Raw genomic sequence first — 18752 nt, forward strand, 5'->3', positions numbered from 1 at the left:
GGACAGAGTGCCTGGTGCAGCGCACGCTTAGCGTTACGCTTTCGAATCTTTCTCTGCCAGCAATTTATCCAACTCATCGCCGCCGACGTGACGGAAATCCTGCCCCTTCACGTAGTAGAAGATGTATTCGCAGATATTCTGGCAGCGGTCGCCGATACGTTCGATTGAACGTGCGCAAAACAGCGCAGTAAGTACGCTCGGAATGGTGCGCGAATCTTCCATCATGTAAGTCATCAGCTGGCGCACGATACCTTCGTACTCCTGATCGACTTTTTTATCTTCACGATAAATACGCACCGCTTCGTCAATATCCATGCGCGCAAACGCGTCCAGCACGTCATGCAACATCTGGATAGTGTGACGCCCCAGTGATTCCAGGCTTACCAGCAACGGCTGATGCTGCTGGGAGAATTTCTCCAGTGCAGTGCGACAGATTTTATCCGCCACGTCGCCAATACGCTCCAGTTCGGAAATGGTTTTGCTGATCACCATCACCAGACGCAGGTCGCTCGCCGTCGGCTGACGTTTGGCAATAATGCGCACGCAGGCTTCATCGATTGTCACTTCCATCATGTTGACGTTTTTATCGCCTTCGATGACCCGCTTCGCCAGATCGCTGTCCTGGTTGTGCATCGCGGTGATTGCATCAGAAAGCTGCTGCTCCACCATGCCGCCCATGGTCATCACCTGCGTGCGGATGCTTTCCAGTTCGGCGTTGAACTGGCCGGAAATATGTTTATTAAGATTGAGACTGTCCATAACGCACTCCTGAATCAACCGTAACGACCGGTGATGTAGTCTTCTGTTTGTTTCTTCGCTGGCTTGGTGAACAGATCGTCCGTGTTGCTGAACTCAATCAATTCGCCCAGATACATAAACGCCGTGTGGTCGGAACAACGCGCAGCCTGCTGCATGTTGTGGGTTACAATCACCACGGTGTAATCCTGCTTCAGTTCGGTGATCAGCTCTTCAATACGCCCGGTAGAGATGGGGTCGAGCGCCGAACACGGTTCGTCGAGCAGCAGCACTTCCGGGCGAATGGCGATACCACGCGCAATACACAGACGCTGTTGCTGACCGCCAGAGAGAGAGTAACCGCTCTGGTGCAATTTATCTTTGGTTTCGTTCCACAATGCGGCTTTGGTCAATGCCCACTGCACGCGCTCGTCCATGTCAGCACGGGAGAGCTTCTCAAACAGACGCACGCCAAAGGCGATGTTGTCGTAAATGGACATCGGGAACGGCGTCGGTTTCTGGAACACCATGCCCACTTTCGCACGCAGCAGAGCGATATCCTGAGTGTTGGTCAGGATGTTGTCGCCATCGAGCAGAATTTCACCTTCCGCGCGCTGCTCTGGATACAGTTCAAACATTTTGTTGAAGGTACGCAGCAGCGTCGATTTACCGCAGCCGGACGGCCCGATAAACGCCGTAACCTGGTTTTTAGCGATATCCAGGTTGATGTTTTTCAGGGCATGGAATTTGCCGTAGTAGAAGTTCAAATTACGAACCTGAATTTTACTCGGGGCAGTTTCAACCATACTCATTGCAATCTTTTCCTCATCGTGCCTGATGCACTTCGCTAATCAGGCTTACCGTAGGCCGGATAAGGCGTTCACGCCGCATCCGGCAAAGTGTTAACCGTGTTTATTCTTCGCAAATACAACGCGCGCCAGAATGTTCAGCAGCAGTACGCACAGGGTAATGATCAACACCCCGGCCCAGGCCAGTTGCTGCCATTCCGCAAACGGACTCATCGCAAACTTAAAGATCGTTACCGGCAGGTTGGCGATCGGTTGCATCATGTCCGTGCTCCAGAACTGGTTGGAGAGCGCGGTAAACAGCAGCGGCGCGGTTTCACCAGCAATACGGGCAATCGCCAGCAGGATACCGGTCATAATCCCGGACACCGACGCTTTCAGCGTAATCGCGGAGATCATCTTCCACTTCGGCGTACCCAGCGCATAAGCCGCTTCACGCAGGCTGTCCGGCACCAGTTTCAGCATGTTCTCGGTGGTGCGGATAACAATCGGCACCTGTAACAGCGCCAGTGCAATCACACCCGCCCAGCCGGAGAAGTGCTCCATCTGCGCCACCACGATGGTGTAAACAAACAGACCAACCACAATCGACGGCGCGGAGAGCAGAATGTCGTTAATAAAGCGAATCACTTCTGCCAGCCAGGATTTACGACCATATTCCGCCAGATAAATCCCCGCCATAATGCCCAGCGGCGTACCGAATACCGTGGCCCACAAAATTAACAGCCCGCTACCCGCCAGGGCGTTCGCCAGACCACCGCCTTCCGTATTTGGCGGCGGCGTCATTTCAGTGAACAGCGCCAGCGACATACCATCGATACCGCGAGTGATGGTGGACATTAAAATCCAGATCAGCCAGAACAGACCGAAGGCCATCGTCGCCATCGAGAGCGTCAGTGCAATACGATTTTTGAGGCGGCGACGCGCCTGCATTTTGCGGCGGGATTCTGCCAGCGCCGCAGTGGTTTGCATTTCAACCATAGCCATTAGCGTGCCCCCTCATTCTTAGCCAGGCGCATAATCATAAACTTCGATGCGGCGAGGACGATGAAGGTAATCACAAACAGGATCAGGCCCAGTTCCATCAGTGCGGCAACGTGCAGACCGGATTCCGCTTCGGCAAATTCGTTGGCCAGTGCAGAGGTGATACTGTTGCCCGGCATGTACAGCGAGGCGCTGTCGAGCTGGTAGGTGTTACCGATGATAAAGGTCACCGCCATCGTTTCACCGAGCGCGCGCCCCAGACCCAGCATAATGCCGCCGATTACCCCATTTTTGGTGAACGGAAGAACAATACGCCAGATAACTTCCCAGGTGGTGCAGCCAATACCGTAGGCCGACTCTTTCATCATCACCGGGGTTTGTTCGAACACATCGCGCATTACCGCCGCAATGTACGGAATGATCATGATGGCGAGGATCACGCCTGCTGCGAGGATACCGATACCAAAGGCCGGGCCGGAGAACAGCGCGCCGACAATCGGGATATTCGACATGATATTGCCGACCGGCTCCTGGAAGTAAACAGCAAACAGCGGCGCGAAGATAAACAGGCCCCACATGCCGTAAACGATACTTGGAATGGCTGCCAGCAGCTCAATGGCGATACCCAGCGGGCGCTTCAGCCAGCCAGGCGCAAGCTCGGTCAGGAACAGGGCGATACCGAAACTCACCGGGACGGCGATCAGCAGCGCGATAAACGAAGTTACCAACGTACCGTAGATCGGCACCAGCGCCCCGTAGATATCGTTCGGTGCATCCCACTCTTTGGTCCACAGGAAAGCCAGACCAAATTTCTGAATGCTCGGCCAGGAGGAGATGATCAGAGAGACAATAATGCCACCCAACATCAATAGCACAATCAGCGCCGCCAGTTTTACCAGCACGCTGAAAATTATGTCGCCCTTTTTACCCGGTGGGTTAAAAGCAGGCTTGGTTGCAGCCATAAGTTACTCTTCAGTTAAACGCGTTTACAAAGTCATTTTGTAATGCCGGATGCGGCGTAAAACACCGTACCCGGCCTGGAGTTTTATTAGTACAGCGGCTTACCGCTACTGTCTTTAATATTGGTCTTCCACGCAGCGCGAACCTGTTCAACTACGCTATCCGGCAGGCTGGCATAATCCAGGTCGTTCGCCTGTTTAGCCCCGGTTTTGTACGCCCAGTCGAAGAACTTCAGCACTTCTGTGCCTTGTTCTGGTTTCTTCTGATCTTTGTGGATCAGAATGAACGTGGTAGAGGTAATAGGCCACGCATCTTCGCCTTTCTGGTTGGTCAGATCCTGAGCGAATGTTTTGCTCCAGTCTGCACCTTTTGCTGCATTAGCGAAGTTTTCTTCGGTCGGACTAACCGGTTTACCGTCAGCGGAGATCAGTTTGGTGTACGCCAGGTTGTTCTGCTTCGCGTAAGCATATTCAACGTAACCAATTGCACCCGGCAGACGCTGAACGAACGCGGCAATACCGTCGTTACCTTTACCACCCAGACCAATCGGCCATTTTACGGTAGAGCCAGTACCAACGTTGTTTTTCCACTCTTCGTTCACTTTCGCCAGGTAGCTGGTGAAGACGAAGGAAGTCCCGGAGCCATCTGCACGGCGCACTACAGCGATATTCTGTGAAGGCAGTTTCAGACCCGGATTCAATTTGGCGATGGCTTCATCATCCCACTTTTTAATTTTGCCCAGGTAGATATCGCCGAGGGTTTTACCATCCAGCACCAGTTCGCCAGATTTCAGACCCGGTAAGTTAACCGCCAGCACCACGCCGCCAATCACGGTCGGGAACTGGAACAGGCCTTCCTGAGCCAATTTTTCATCAGACAGCGGCGCGTCAGAGGCACCAAAATCAACGGTATTAGCGATAATCTGTTTTACGCCACCGGAAGAACCGATACCCTGGTAGTTAACTTTATTACCGGTTTCTTTCTGGTAAGTGTCAGCCCATTTGGCATACACCGGCGCAGGAAAGGTTGCACCTGCACCTGTCAGGCTTGCTTCTGCAAACACAGAGAAAGCACTCATCGATAAGGTCGCGGCGACAACAGTTGCGACGGTGGTACGCATAACTTTCATAATGTCTCCTGGGAGGATTCATAAAGCATTGTTTGTTGGCTACGAGAAGCAAAATAGGACAAACAGGTGACAGTTATATGTATGGAATATGACAGTTTTATGACAAAGCAAATTTATTGATTAACTTATTGATTTTCATGGCCAACAAAAAGAAAAACGATGTCATCTTTTTGTCATGTCATGTTAAAGAATAGCGGGAAAAATGCGTAAGATGGCAACGGCGAGTGGAAGCGCCGTTGTCCAGTTAGTTTAGCGAACAATCTCAACCGTTATCGTTGCAGTAGCGGTAAATGTTCCTGGCGCGGGGCGAGCCCCCGTGAGGCTTGCAGGAGCAGCAGAAAAAGTGACGCTACCGTCTTTTTCACCAAGGACGGTTGATTTACCCATATCTGTCGGCAGTTCACCACCGTTAACGTTGATTTCCTTATTATTTTTATCATAAATTTTTATCCCAACGTTCGGGTTTGATGTCACGACCATTGAGTTGTCAGTACTGGGTTCGGTAGCATAAAAAGAGGTACTGATATCATCAGTACTCAATACGCCTAAATTTTCACATTCAATAGTGACCGTTTTAGTAATTTTATGCGTTGTTACTGTACTCCCGACAACAGATGAAAAATCTGCCGCTGGAATTTTTCTAAAATCAAAATTAATCGTCTGTAAGTTATTAATTTCACAACTCTGCGGCGCGGTGATATCACCACTAATATAAATATCAGCCATCGGTTGCGAATAGTCAACCGGCGTATCATTACTTATAGTGCCGTACAATTTCGCCACAAGCGTTTGAGGAACAATCAATTTCCCCGCAAATGTTTTCTTGACATAAAAATAAATTCTCGCTTTTGCCCCGCTGGAAGCATTTAATGGTTCAGTGCGATCACATTTGTATTTACCGGAAGGCCTGTTGGCCTGATATTCAAAAGGGGCGTTAATATACCCTACACCAAGAATGTCTATTGATATCCCTACATCAAGGTTAGGATTCAGGTCATAGTATTTTACATTAGAGTGAACCCCCTTATAACTTAAGGCATCGTTTATTCTTGCTGTATAATATATATAAGGAAACTCTCCCACTGTTCCTGTATCACAATGACAATGTGCAGGATAAGAGTCTCCGTTTGTCACTACGGTATTAAATGTCGTTCCGACTCTGTTCTCGTTTGCCGTAATCAGAAAACCTGAAAAATCAAGTACACTATGAAATACACCATTATCAGGGGTACAAATACCTTTCGGGGCTGCAAGTGCCACGCCACTAAAGGAGAAGATAAAGACAGCAAAGCACCACTGTATAATATACTTATTCATAAAAATCCTTTTAATGACATGTCACACCTTGTTCAATTAAGCCGCTCTCACTTTCTGGTATTGAAAGGGAATAATCGAAGGTGCATTTAGTGACGGCATTTTCACCCCAGGAGAGCATCACCTGCCCCTTTTCAGGAAGGCCCGAGAGATAAAGTTCTCCCTGGTCACCGACAATTCCTGAATCAGCGGAGCTTGTATTTTGTACAGAAGCAATAGCGCCAAAAGGTGCTGGCTTACCTTTTGCATTCATTACTCTGAAAAGAACGCGATAGCCCACGTGAGTAACAAATTCTGCTTTAACCACCGCGCCACGGGTGGGAACCATCGTAACGACGGTATTATCAAGTTCTATATTCGACTTCGAGAAATAGTTATCGCTGATTGCTACCCGGTTTTCATCATAAGGGTTTAGCTGTGTCTTGACCGTATAGCCACGCCAGTCCGTTGCTGCACCACGCATATTATCGATTTCCAAACCGGCGGCCCCTGGCGCTTTAACGAGAGCGATTGTTTCACCCAATTCCTGGCTTAACGTTACTCCTTCACTGTGCGCCAGAATGCCGCCCCTGATACCATAATTAAGTCGCTGGGAATTTTGGCTGTAGTTATAACTGCCGTTCACTGTGCCGTAAGTTCCGTCATAGGTCAGTGACATATTACCGCCGACTTCATCATCACGGCTGTTATAGGACTGCATTAAATTCCAGGAAAGATTATTTCTCTCCAGAGCCGTACCACTGAGTCCAAGTTGATGTGAGCTACCGGAATTATCGTTTTGTGAAACAGAATAGGTGGCGTAACTATTTCCCCACCAGCCCGATAAAGGAACAGATAAAGAGAGCATGTAGATCTGCTCACTGGTGTTATCACTGGCATGGTTGTTACCCGTCCCCTGCCGGGCAGTATTGGAATAACTCCAGGAGACGTTCCACGAGAGACGCTTCCAGCTACTGCTGTAGCCAAATTGCATTAATTGTTCAACATCATCGGTATGCCAGTACTGTTGGCGACTTAATGTCAGATATAAGTTGCCATAATCTCTGCCCAGTGATTGCGTTAGCGTTCCTTCCACACGGCTGCGGCGGTTACCGGTTTCCCAAAAATCTTCAGGATTATTACGCCGGGACGCCCATTCATTGAGGGTATAATAGCCTTCGGTGGAGTAACGATAGCCAACCAGGCGCAAGCTGGTATCCGTATCATCAAAACGTTTCGAATACAGAAAGCGATAAGACTGACCGGTTTCCGTATCATCATGACTAAATTTCGCGCGGGCATGTGTCACATCAAAAGAAATTGCGCCCAGAGAACCTAGATCTTTACCCACGCCCAGAGCGGCAGAACCATAATTTTCAGCAGCCTGTATGCCACCATACAATGTAAAACCATGGGGAAAACCATGAAGGATCTGTGCCTGAAGAACATCAGGGGTAAAGCCATCTTCATCGCGCAATTCCCCCACACTGACATCAACATCAGTCTGACCTTCACGCTTGAGGATCGCCAAAGAGGCATAAGGTTGGGTGAATCGTTGTTCGCTACCATCTTCTTCTTTGATAGTCACGTCCAGATCGCCACCTGTGCTGGCAGTGTTGAGGTCGGTGATTTCAAAGGCACCTTGTGGAACGGCAGATTGATAAATCACGTAGCCATTCTGGCGAATGATGACAGTGGCATTGGATTTTGCAATTCCCCGAACTACTGGCGCAAACCCATTCTGGCTGGCAGGTAACATGTCGTTGTCGGTATACAGGCGTGCTCCGCGGATTTGTGTACTGTCAAAAATATCGCTCGCCGTCCACGTATCGCCGATCATAATCTGGCTTCTTAATGCCGCAATATCACGCTGTATCCAGGTGCTGATAGAGTTGTATTCCGCCCGACCATCAGTGGTGTTTAAGGTACTGTAATTACGTAGCCGCCATGACCCAATATTCAGCCCGTTGCGCAAATTGAGATAACTGGTATCTGTCTCCTCAGAACCATAATCCGAACGCAGGGTATGTGAACCAGAAAAATCGTAGTTGATAGTGAGCGCGTTAATCCCCTCATCCCAACGCGTGGGGCTTATGTAATCAAAAGCCATCGCGTCCATGTAGATTTGGGGAATGGATATATTCAGTTGTAATTTATCACTGTCGAACTGCCAGGATGAGCCTTCAATACGTGGCGCAGGATCAAGGCAGGTCGTTTCATCCACGTTATTGAGCGACTTCAAGGCATCAACTTTTACGCCAAAAGAGGCCAGCGTTTTTTTAATGGCAATAAAGCAGGCGTGTAGATCGGCATCGGGGTTATCCTGAACAAAAGTAACATCCTGACGTTCAAACATTTTCCCATTAATAAAAATATCAACGCTATAAATGCCAGGAGGCATCATATTTGCCCGGTTAAACTGACGAATATCGACTTCGGATTTATGGTCGATTTCCAGAAGCGCCGGATTGAATACACTGACCTCGGCCATCAGGCTTTGCGAGAAAATCAGACACGTCCCTGCCGTGAGGCCAACCACTATTCTGGTCGTCATCATAATACGCCTATCCTTATCCCTTGCTTACAGCATCATTTTTATCGGGTCACTGACTGCGCCGTAATCATTAATAAATCGCCAGGTCATTTGACCTCCCGCAGAATTAGCAGGTAAAGGTAACGTGAGCGTTTCAAAAGGACGGATCATGTTGAGAGGCACATCATGACCATCAACGATGACATCCATCACACTGATATGAATTGGGTTGGGATTCTCTGCTATGAGATTTCGCCCTTCCCGGCGCCACTTCACCTTCGATGCAGCCTCTTCGGGAATAAGGCGGATATTTGCTGGTCGCCAGAACAGCTTGATACGCGTTTTGACTGCGATTTCTAGCGAGTTCGCCGCTTTGTTGCTCGCAGAGGGCGGAATATTTTTAATATTCAGCCAGAAGACTGACTCGCGATCATCAGGCAATGACACACCTTTGGTGTGAATAATGCGTAATACTTTTTCTTGCGCGGGTTCTAATCGTGATACCGGAGGAATAACGGTAAACGGCGCTTTACTTTTATCCTCTTTATTAAACGGATCTACCCAAGCCTGGATGAGGTAAGGTATTTTTTCTTCTTTGCTAAATACAGAAATAGATTTATCGGCATTATTACTTAAGTAAACTACCCGCGTACCGCCAATGACAACACCTGCATAGGTTAATGCTGACTGGCCTAGAAAAAGGCTTAGTATAATAGCGATAAATAACTTACATGAAACTGTTGTTTTAAAGAGCCTGATTAAACAACTTTTTCTGGACATAACGACTCCCTGGCCAAAGCCAACTGAATAAAAAGGCCCTTGATAAATTATTTCTTATATTCGACGGTAAATTGTGAATCAGCGTTCGCCGTACCCGCCGTTACGGTCACATTGGTTGCCACATAGCGTGCAATAAACTTCATTTCTGCCTTGCCTTCAGCGTCGATAGCGGTATAAGCAGAGTCGTTATAAAGTTTAACCTGCGAATTATCGGACTGGTTAAAAATACGGATGCCGACGCCAGTAGCAACTATTGCAGCTCCTGTGCCAGTATAATCACCCGGATCGCTCGCAGTAATTGGTGTACCTACTTTCAGGTCACCGTCTCCGCCAGGCGCTTCGGTACCATCAAAACGAACGGCTGCCTGAGTGTAGGTTGCCGGGCACTTTTCAAGTTTAATACTGAACTGCTGTGGTGACGCTAGACTACCTACACCTGAAAATGCATTTTTACTGACTTTACCCAGTGGAACGGTTTGATCGGCTGTATCGGAGGTAACTTCACAAGTAGTGTCGACAATTTCACCGACAAAATGAACAACACCATCCTCTGCCAGTGCATGCCCGGCCAACATTAAAGAAGCCAGAGTGAGTGCACTACCTATAATATTACGTTTCATAGAAACTCCATTGATATAATATATCCTTTAACCTGAATCATCACTTATATTAATAAGTGTGTTTATGATTCGCGGACATACTACATCAACGAAATAAAATTAGCTAAAAATAATATTAATTATTTGAATTTGAATATAAATTTATTATTTAAATATTATAAAAAATGTATAAAATCAAGTGTACAATCAGACATTAAAAACAAATCAGAATATATTCATATTGCCTAATATATAAATCATAATTTTATTAATGTTATTTATGAAAAAAAAGGGCCGCCAGATGGCAACCCTTTCATTATGCGTGTTCTGTTTTACTCAACCGTTACCGATTTCGCCAGGTTACGCGGCTGGTCAACGTCGGTGCCTTTGATCAGCGCGACGTGATAAGCCAGTAGCTGCAGCGGAACGGTGTAGAAGATCGGTGCAATCACCTCTTCCACATGCGGCATCTCGATGATGTGCATGTTATCGCTACCTACAAAACCAGCATCCTGATCGGCGAAGACGTACAGTTGACCGCCACGCGCACGAACCTCTTCAATGTTGGATTTCAGTTTTTCCAACAACTCGTTGTTCGGCGCGACGACGATAACCGGCATATCGGCGTCAATCAGCGCCAGCGGGCCGTGTTTCAGTTCGCCTGCAGCGTAGGCTTCAGCGTGAATGTAAGAGATCTCTTTCAGCTTCAATGCGCCTTCCAGCGCGATTGGGTACTGATCGCCACGGCCCAGGAACAGCGCATGATGCTTGTCAGAGAAATCTTCCGCCAGGGCTTCAATTCGTTTGTCCTGAGACAGCATCTGCTCAATACGGTTCGGCAGCGCCTGCAGACCATGCACGATATCATGCTCAATGGAGGCATCCAGACCTTTCAGGCGAGACAGTTTCGCCACCAGCATCAACAACACGGTTAACTGGGTGGTGAATGCTTTGGTGGACGCCACGCCGATTTCAGTACCGGCATTAGTCATCAGCGCCAGATCGGATTCACGTACCAGAGAAGAGCCTGCAACGTTACAGATTGCCAGCGAACCAAGATAACCCAGTTCTTTCGACAGACGCAGGCCCGCCAGGGTATCCGCGGTTTCGCCAGACTGCGACAGGGTGATCATCAGGCTGTTACGGCGCACGGCAGATTTGCGATAGCGGAATTCAGAAGCGATTTCGACGTCGCACGGAATACCTGCCAGCGATTCAAACCAGTAACGGGAAACCATACCGGAGTTGTAAGAAGTACCACAGGCGAGGATCTGAATATGCTCAACCTTCGACAGCAGTTCGTCGGCGTTCGGCCCCAGCTCGCTTAAATCCACCTGGCCGTGGCTGATGCGCCCGGTAAGGGTGTTTTTGATCGCGTTCGGCTGTTCGTAGATCTCTTTCTGCATGTAGTGACGGTAAATACCTTTATCGCCCGCGTCATATTGCAGATTGGATTCGATATCCTGACGTTTCACTTCCGCGCCTGATTTATCGAAGATAGTTACCGAACGGCGGGTCACTTCGGCAATATCGCCCTCTTCGAGGAAGATAAAGCGACGAGTCACTGGCAGCAGAGCCAACTGGTCAGAAGCGATAAAGTTTTCGCCCATACCGAGGCCAATCACCAACGGACTACCAGAACGTGCCGCCAGCAGGGTATCCGGGTGACGGGTGTCCATAATTACCGTGCCATAAGCGCCACGCAGCTGTGGAATAGCACGCAGAACAGCTTCACGCAGAGTGCCACCCTGTTTCAGTTCCCAGTTCACCAGGTGCGCAATCACTTCGGTGTCGGTTTCAGAAACGAAGGTATAGCCACGGGCTTTTAACTCTTCACGCAGCGGTTCATGGTTTTCGATGATGCCGTTATGCACCACCACAATGTGTTCAGAAACATGCGGATGCGCATTCACTTCTGAAGGTTCGCCGTGCGTCGCCCAGCGAGTATGAGCAATTCCCGTGCCGCCATGCAGAGGATGTTCTTCCGCTGCCTGAGCCAGCATCTGGACTTTACCGAGACGACGCAGGCGGGTCATATGACCTTCTGCGTCAACAACGGCCAGACCAGCAGAGTCATAACCGCGGTATTCCAGACGACGTAAACCTTCAAGAAGGATTTCTGCTACATCACGTTGCGCGATCGCGCCAACAATTCCACACATAGTTTTTGATTCCGGTTTATATCGTTGTCGGTCAACCTGTATGCCCGTTTTTTCGGGCGCCCCGAGCCTTGTAGAGAGTGGGGTTATTTTTATAGTTACTGCTTGTGGGAGGGAGATTATGTTATCTCCTCATCCCAGGAGGCCGGATTTACCCAGCCAGAATTACTTTTTCTTTGCCGGACGACGCCAGCCTTCTTTTTGCGACTGCGGCACGCGGCTGATAGATAATGCGTTTTCGCCAACATTACGCGTCACAGTTGTACCGGCAGCAATCGTCGCGCCTTTACCCACCGTTACAGGAGCCACCAGCTGGGTGTCGGAACCGACAAAGACATCATCGCCGATAATGGTTTTGAATTTATTCGCTCCATCATAGTTGCAGGTAATGGTTCCCGCACCGATGTTAACGTTATCGCCGATCTCCGCATCGCCCAGGTAAGTCAGATGACCGGCTTTCGAACCTTTACCCAGACGCGCTTTTTTCATCTCAACGAAGTTACCGACGTGTGCGCCTTCCAGCAACTCAGCACCGGGGCGCAGGCGCGCAAACGGGCCGATGGTACAGGCCGCAGCCAGATTAGCATCTTCCACTACGGTATACGGGCTAATTTCGCAATCATCACCAATCACGCTGTTTTTAATCACGCAACCAGTACCGATTTTCACGCGATTACCGAGAGTAACGTTACCCTCGATGATAACGTTAGTATCAATTTCAACATCGCGCCCGTGAGTAAGCGTACCGCGCAGATCAAAACGGGCCGGATCGCGCAACATAACGCCTGCTAACAACAGTTTTTCAGCCTGTTCGGACTGGTAAACGCGCTCCAGACGAGAGAGTTGCAGACGGTTATTCACGCCTTCAACTTCGCTTAAACGTTGCGGGTGAACGGCAACGATTTCACGTCCTTCCTGATACGCCAGCGCAATAATATCGGTGATGTAGTATTCACCCTGAGCGTTATTGTTGGTCAGCTTCGCCAGCCAGCGTTTCATATCTGCGCCGTTGGCGATCAGAATGCCAGTGTTGATTTCCTGAATTTGACGCTGCTCGTCAGTGGCATCTTTATGCTCAACAATGCCAGTAACTTTGCCGTTTTCACGGGTAATACGACCATAACCGGTCGGATCATCCAGTTTCACTGTCAGCAGGCCAATGCCGCCCTGCGGTTTAGCATCACGCAGGCGCTGGAGTGTTTCAACAGAGATCAGCGGCACGTCGCCGTAGAGCATTAAAATGTCTTCATCATCGGCAAAGAAAGGTGCGGCCTGCTGCATTGCATGACCCGTACCCAGCTGTTCTGCCTGAAGCACCCAGTTCAGGTTGTCGTCTTTCAGCGCCTGTTTAAGCAGATCGCCGCCGTGACCGTATACCAGGTGAACGTGCGCTGCACCTAATTCATTCGCAGCATCAATGACATGCTGAACCATCGCTTTCCCGGCAAGGGTATGCAGCACTTTCGGAAGATCGGAATACATGCGAGTGCCTTTGCCTGCTGCAAGGATCACTACGCTCATAGCATTATTCAACATACGCGTCCTGACTGTAATTTGAGAACGAATTTAAACCGCTTCACATTGAAAAAACTACATTTTTTTCATCGTGAAATGGACAGGGGATAAATTGCTCAATAACGGATTATCCCCGCTGGCGAAAGAGCCATTTTCGACCATCGTCACGCCTTTTGTCTTCATAAAAGTAAGACACCACCTTCATTTAAGCGTCAGACTGATGTTTTTGCTCTTATTTCGATCAATGAATAAACAGGAAAATCAGCGAAGGATTTCGCGTAATTATAAAAACGAGTTTAATTGCGGGATATAAAAATGCGCAGGATATAGCAGAACCAATCTCGCTGCGGCGCGCGAAAAAAAAGCCAGCCTGTTTCCAGACTGGCTTTTGTGCTTTTCAAGCCGGTGTTACATCGCTTTTTTGGTCAACTCGATAACGCGCAGCTGCGCGATCGCTTTGGCCAGTTCCGCAGACGCCTGAGCGTAATCTACGTCGCCGTGAGAGCTGCTAATGTGCTCTTCAGCCTTACGTTTCGCTTCCATGGCTCGCGCTTCGTCGAGATCCTGGCCGCGAATTGCGGTGTCGGCCAGAACGGTCACGTTGCCAGGCTGCACTTCAAGAATGCCGCCAGACAGATAGATAAACTCTTCGTGACCGTGCTGTTTCACGATGCGAATCATACCAGGCTTAATGGCGGTGAGCAGCGGTGCGTGGCCAGGGTAGATCCCCAGTTCACCTTCGCTACCCGTTACCTGGATTTTCTCGACCAGACCAGAGAACATTTGTTGCTCTGCGCTGACGACGTCCAGGTGGTAAGTCATTGCCATATCACCCTCCGATTAAGGCGTTAAAGTTTTTTGGCTTTTTCCACAGCTTCTTCGATGGAACCGACCATGTAGAACGCCTGCTCCGGCAGGTGATCGTATTCGCCTTCCATGATGCCTTTAAAGCCACGGATGGTGTCTTTCAGGGAGACGTATTTACCCGGAGAACCGGTGAATACTTCTGCCACGAAGAACGGCTGGGACAGGAAGCGCTGGATCTTACGAGCACGCGCTACCACCAGTTTGTCTTCTTCAGACAGTTCATCCATACCCAGGATGGCGATAATGTCTTTCAGTTCCTGATAACGTTGCAGGATGGACTGAACGCCACGCGCGGTGTCGTAGTGTTCCTGACCAACCACCAGCGGGTCCAGCTGACGGCTGGTGGAGTCCAGCGGGTCAACGGCCGGGTAGATACCCAGAGACGCGATCTGACGGCTCAGTACCACGGTTGCGTCAAGGTGCGCAAAGGTGGTTGCCGGAGACGGGTCAGTCAAGTCATCCGCAGGTACGTATACTGCCTGTACGGAGGTGATAGAACCGGTTTTGGTGGAGGTGATACGTTCCTGCAGAACGCCCATCTCTTCCGCCAGGGTCGGCTGATAACCTACCGCTGAAGGCATACGGCCCAGCAGTGCGGATACTTCCGTACCGGCCAGGGTGTAACGATAGATGTTGTCAACGAACAGCAGAACGTCACGACCTTCGTCACGGAATTTCTCAGCCATGGTCAGACCGGTCAGAGCAACGCGCAGACGGTTTCCCGGCGGCTCGTTCATCTGGCCATACACCAGGGATACTTTGTCGATAACGTTGGAGTCGGTCATTTCGTGGTAGAAGTCGTTACCCTCACGAGTACGTTCACCTACGCCCGCAAACACAGAGTAACCGGAGTGCTCGATCGCGATGTTACGAATAAGCTCCATCATGTTTACGGTTTTACCTACACCCGCACCACCGAACAGACCAACTTTACCGCCCTTAGCGAACGGACACATCAGGTCGATAACTTTGATACCGGTTTCCAGCAGTTCCTGAGAGTTTGACAGCTCTTCGTAGGAAGGTGCTGCGCGGTGAATCGCCCAACGCTCTTCTTCACCGATCTCGCCTTTCATGTCGACCGGTTCGCCCAGTACGTTCATGATACGGCCCAGAGTCGCTTTACCTACCGGGACTTCGATCGGGTGTTCGAGGTCTTTTACATCCAGACCGCGACGCAGACCGTCGGAGGAACCCATTGCGATGGTACGCACGATACCGCCGCCGAGCTGCTGCTGAACTTCCAGCACCAGACGCTCATTACCATTTTGCACCTCAAGAGCATCGTACACGCGCGGTACGGCATCCTGAGGGAATTCGACGTCAACTACGGCGCCGATTACCTGGACAATCTTTCCAGTAGCCATCTTAAATCCTCTACGAAATAACCTGTTTAAACCGCGGCGGCCCCCGAGACGATCTCGGTGAGTTCCTGAGTAATGCTGGCCTGACGAGCTTTGTTGTATACCAACTGCAGCTCTTTAATCAGGCTGCCGCCATTGTCGGTCGCGGCTTTCATCGCCACCATACGGGCGGCCTGCTCGCTGGCCAGGTTTTCTACCACGCCCTGATAAACCTGAGATTCGACATAACGACGCAGCAGGGTATCCAGCAACGCCTTCGGATCGGGTTCGTACAGGTAATCCCAGGATTTATGTTTCAGATCATCATCATCTGATGCCGGTAACGGCAGCAGCTGGCTGATGGTCGGAACCTGAGACATGGTGTTAATAAATTTGTTGCTGACAATGTAAAGCTTGTCCAGACGGCCTTCGTCGTAGGCCTGCAACATCACTTTTACCGGACCGATCAGTTCGGACAGGGAAGGGTTATCCCCCATGCCGGTGACCTGGGCAACAACATTGCCGCCCACGGAGTTGAAGAACGACACACCTTTCGAGCCGATCATTGCGAGGTCGCATTGAACGCCTTTGTCGGTCCAGGTCTTCATTTCCGCCAGCAGTTTTTTGAACAGGTTAATGTTCAAACCACCGCACAAACCACGGTCGGTCGACACCACCAGGTAGCCCACGCGTTTAACGTCGCGTTCTTCCAGGTATGGGTGCTTATATTCCAGATTACCGTGCGCAAGGTGACCAATCACTTTGCGCATGGTTTCTGCATAAGGACGGCTGGCCGCCATGCGATCCTGCGATTTACGCATTTTGGAAGCGGCGACCATCTCCATCGCTTTAGTGATCTTTTGCGTGTTCTGGACGCTTGCGATCTTACTACGTATCTCTTTTGCGCCGGCCATGAGCTTCTCCTCAATGCCTTGCGGCCTGCCCTAAGGCAAGCCGCCAGACGTTACCAGGATTGGGTTGCTTTGAAGGAATCGAGGATGCCTTTCAGCTTGCCTTCGATTTCGTCGTTGTAGCCACCGGTCTGGTTGATCTCTTGCATCAACGGAGCGTGATCACGGTCGACGTAAGCCAGCAGAGCGGCTTCGAAGCTGCCGATTTTCGACAGTTCAACATCCGCCAGGTAACCACGTTCTGCTGCGAACAGAACCAGAGACTGTTGCGCTACAGACATCGGCGCATACTGTTTCTGTTTCAGCAGTTCGGTCACTTTCTGACCGTGGTCAAGCTGCTTACGAGTTGCATCGTCAAGGTCGGATGCAAACTGAGAGAACGCTGCCAGTTCACGATACTGTGCCAGAGCGGTACGGATACCACCGGACAGTTTTTTCATGATTTTGGTCTGTGCTGCACCACCAACACGGGATACGGAGATACCCGGGTTAACCGCAGGACGAATACCGGCGTTGAACAGGTTGGTTTCCAGGAAGATCTGACCATCGGTAATGGAGATTACGTTGGTCGGAACGAACGCAGAAACGTCACCCGCCTGAGTTTCGATAATCGGCAGTGCAGTCAGAGAACCGGTTTTCCCTTTCACTTCACCTTTGGTGAAGGCTTCAACGTATTCGGCGTTAACACGCGCAGCACGCTCCAGCAGACGAGAGTGGAGGTAGAATACGTCGCCCGGGAATGCTTCACGTCCTGGCGGACGACGGAGCAACAGGGAGATCTGACGGTAAGCAACAGCCTGTTTAGACAGGTCATCGTAAATGATCAGCGCATCTTCACCGCGGTCACGGAAGTATTCGCCCATTGCGCAACCGGCATACGGTGCCAGGTATTGCAGTGCAGCGGATTCAGACGCGGTTGCTACCACAACGATGGTGTTAGCCAGTGCGCCGTGCTCTTCCAGTTTACGTACCACGTTAGAAATGGTGGACGCTTTCTGGCCGATAGCGACATAGATACATTTGATACCGGAATCGCGCTGGTTGATGATGGCATCGATAGCCAGTGCGGTTTTACCGGTCTGACGGTCACCGATGATCAATTCACGCTGACCACGACCGATTGGGATCATGGAGTCAACAGCTTTATAACCGGTCTGTACCGGCTGATCTACGGACTGACGTTCGATAACGCCCGGAGCGATTGCTTCTACAGCAGAGAAGCCGTCGTGATCCAGCGGACCTTTACCGTCGATTGGTGCACCCAGAGTGTTAACCACACGGCCCAGCAGGCCACGGCCAACCGGAACTTCCAGGATACGGCCAGTACACTTAACTTTCATGCCTTCGGCAAGGTCAGCGTACGGCCCCATAACAACCGCACCTACAGAGTCGCGCTCGAGGTTCAGTGCGATAGCGTAACGGTTACCCGGCAGGGAGATCATTTCACCCTGCATACAATCGGCCAGGCCGTGAATGCGGATAACACCGTCACTTACAGAAACAATAGTACCTTCGTTGTGAGCTTCACTCACAACATTGAACTGAGCAATGCGCTGCTTGATCAGTTCGCTGATTTCGGTGGAATTCAGTTGCATGCTCCAGTCCCCTTAAGACTGCAAGACGTCTGCAAGGCGCTCAAGACGACCGCGTACGCTGCCATCAATGACCATATCACCCGCTCGGATGATAACGCCTGCCATTACAGACTTATCGATTTTGCAATTCAGCTTAACTTTGCGTGACAGACGTTTTTCCATCGCAGCAGAAATTTTCGCGAGCTGTTGTTCACTCAATGCAGCAGCGGAAATGACGTCTACCTCAGCGGTAGCCTCACTCACGGCACGCAGGTGAATAAACTGCTCCAGAACATCCGGGAGCGCGTTAAGACGACCATTTTCAGCCATAACCCGAATTAGGTTCTGACCGTTTTCGTCCAGTTGCTCACCACAAACTGCGATAAACGACTCGGCGAGCGTTTCTGGTGCCAGTGCACCAGAGAGAAGCTCTGCCATCTGTTCGTTTTTGGTTACCTCGGCGGCAAACGCCAGCATGTCCTGCCAGCGTTCTACACTTTGGTGTTCGACGGCAAAGTCAAAAGCTGCTTTGGCGTAGGGGCGAGCTACCGTAATAAATTCAGACAT

16 protein-coding genes are annotated in these 18752 nt (G+C 50.2%); all 16 read right to left on the reverse strand.

Going from position 1 to position 18752, the window contains the following annotated elements; translation table 11 throughout:
- Positions 1-33: 33 nt before the first annotated feature.
- Entirely contained in the window at positions 34-759 is a 726-nt protein-coding gene (phoU, locus tag D9736_RS12055; RefSeq protein ID WP_130258396.1) for a phosphate signaling complex protein PhoU, read from the reverse strand.
- A gap of 14 nt (positions 760-773) precedes the next feature.
- Positions 774-1547 carry a phosphate ABC transporter ATP-binding protein PstB gene (gene pstB, locus D9736_RS12060; RefSeq protein ID WP_000063126.1) on the reverse strand — a complete coding sequence of 258 codons (774 nt, stop codon included), beginning with the start codon at positions 1545-1547 and terminating at the stop codon, positions 774-776.
- Positions 1548-1637: 90 nt separating this feature from the next.
- Positions 1638-2528 (reverse strand): phosphate ABC transporter permease PstA, encoded by an 891-nt coding sequence (gene pstA / locus D9736_RS12065; protein ID WP_001251991.1) that lies wholly within the window; start codon positions 2526-2528, stop codon positions 1638-1640.
- Complete coding sequence (gene pstC, locus D9736_RS12070) at positions 2528-3487, reverse strand: phosphate ABC transporter permease PstC (protein WP_000741620.1); 960 nt, start codon at positions 3485-3487, stop codon at positions 2528-2530. The genes pstA and pstC overlap by 1 nt, the downstream gene beginning before the upstream one ends.
- Positions 3488-3573: 86 nt before the next feature.
- Positions 3574-4614 (reverse strand): phosphate ABC transporter substrate-binding protein PstS, encoded by a 1041-nt coding sequence (gene pstS, locus D9736_RS12075; protein ID WP_000867162.1) that lies wholly within the window; start codon positions 4612-4614, stop codon positions 3574-3576.
- 249 nt (positions 4615-4863) lie between these two features.
- Entirely contained in the window at positions 4864-5931 is a 1068-nt protein-coding gene (locus tag D9736_RS12080) for a fimbrial protein (protein ID WP_130258397.1), read from the reverse strand.
- A gap of 10 nt (positions 5932-5941) precedes the next feature.
- Positions 5942-8464, reverse strand: coding sequence for a long polar fimbrial usher protein LpfC-O113 (lpfC-O113, locus tag D9736_RS12085; RefSeq protein ID WP_130258398.1), 2523 nt, complete (start codon positions 8462-8464; stop codon positions 5942-5944).
- 24 nt (positions 8465-8488) lie between these two features.
- Entirely contained in the window at positions 8489-9220 is a 732-nt protein-coding gene (lpfB-O113, locus tag D9736_RS12090) for a long polar fimbrial chaperone LpfB-O113 (RefSeq protein ID WP_130258399.1), read from the reverse strand.
- Positions 9221-9267: 47 nt separating this feature from the next.
- Positions 9268-9840: a long polar fimbria major subunit LpfA-O113 gene (gene lpfA-O113, locus D9736_RS12095; protein ID WP_130258400.1), complete on the reverse strand. Its 573-nt coding sequence runs from the start codon at positions 9838-9840 to the stop codon at positions 9268-9270.
- A gap of 311 nt (positions 9841-10151) precedes the next feature.
- A complete protein-coding gene (gene glmS / locus D9736_RS12100; RefSeq protein ID WP_130258401.1) occupies positions 10152-11981 on the reverse strand; it encodes a glutamine--fructose-6-phosphate transaminase (isomerizing) in 1830 nt (609 codons plus the stop codon).
- Positions 11982-12143: 162 nt separating this feature from the next.
- A complete protein-coding gene (gene glmU / locus D9736_RS12105; RefSeq protein ID WP_130258402.1) occupies positions 12144-13514 on the reverse strand; it encodes a bifunctional UDP-N-acetylglucosamine diphosphorylase/glucosamine-1-phosphate N-acetyltransferase GlmU in 1371 nt (456 codons plus the stop codon).
- 387 nt (positions 13515-13901) lie between these two features.
- On the reverse strand, positions 13902-14321 hold the full coding sequence (locus tag D9736_RS12110; protein ID WP_001251965.1) for a F0F1 ATP synthase subunit epsilon: 420 nt from the start codon (positions 14319-14321) through the stop codon (positions 13902-13904).
- Positions 14322-14341: 20 nt separating this feature from the next.
- The gene (gene atpD, locus D9736_RS12115; protein WP_000190506.1) at positions 14342-15724 is read right to left on the reverse strand and encodes a F0F1 ATP synthase subunit beta; all 1383 of its coding nucleotides are present in this window, start codon (positions 15722-15724) and stop codon (positions 14342-14344) included.
- 26 nt (positions 15725-15750) lie between these two features.
- Entirely contained in the window at positions 15751-16614 is an 864-nt protein-coding gene (atpG, locus tag D9736_RS12120; RefSeq protein ID WP_000896501.1) for a F0F1 ATP synthase subunit gamma, read from the reverse strand.
- Positions 16615-16664: 50 nt separating this feature from the next.
- Positions 16665-18206, reverse strand: coding sequence for a F0F1 ATP synthase subunit alpha (gene atpA, locus D9736_RS12125; protein ID WP_001176745.1), 1542 nt, complete (start codon positions 18204-18206; stop codon positions 16665-16667).
- Positions 18207-18218: 12 nt separating this feature from the next.
- Positions 18219-18752: a F0F1 ATP synthase subunit delta gene (atpH, locus tag D9736_RS12130; protein WP_001288587.1), complete on the reverse strand. Its 534-nt coding sequence runs from the start codon at positions 18750-18752 to the stop codon at positions 18219-18221.

Origin of the sequence: Escherichia sp. E10V10, from assembly GCF_004211985.1 — a bacterium.
Taxonomy (GTDB): domain Bacteria; phylum Pseudomonadota; class Gammaproteobacteria; order Enterobacterales; family Enterobacteriaceae; genus Escherichia.